General features: G+C 32.7%; 1 pseudogene. It reads left to right on the top strand.

The annotated features are described in order from the left end of the window. A pseudogene (locus HMPREF3046_RS08855) lies at window positions 1–257 on the top strand (DUF536 domain-containing protein); the annotation flags it as partial.

Raw genomic sequence — 257 nt, 5'->3', positions numbered from 1 at the left:
AGAAAGACAGCTTAATTATTCTTTTGATACAGTCACGAATAATAGACAGAATATTAATCCACAAGAAGCAACTTTTACTGAAGAGTCTCAAAATATCAACCAACATCAAAAGAAAAGCCAACCAACAAAAGTAAATCATAAGAATATAACCAAAGAGAAAAAGAATGACAGTACAAGCGAAGATGAATTTACAAAAGGGGATAAGTTCGTTGAAGAAATGAAGAGTGATCCTGATGATAATAGGGAGGTAGAACCAC

The organism is Staphylococcus sp. HMSC070D05 (genome assembly GCF_001815595.1).
GTDB classification, from domain to species: Bacteria; Bacillota; Bacilli; order Staphylococcales; family Staphylococcaceae; genus Staphylococcus; species Staphylococcus hominis.
This window is presented reverse-complemented; position numbering and strand designations above follow the sequence as displayed.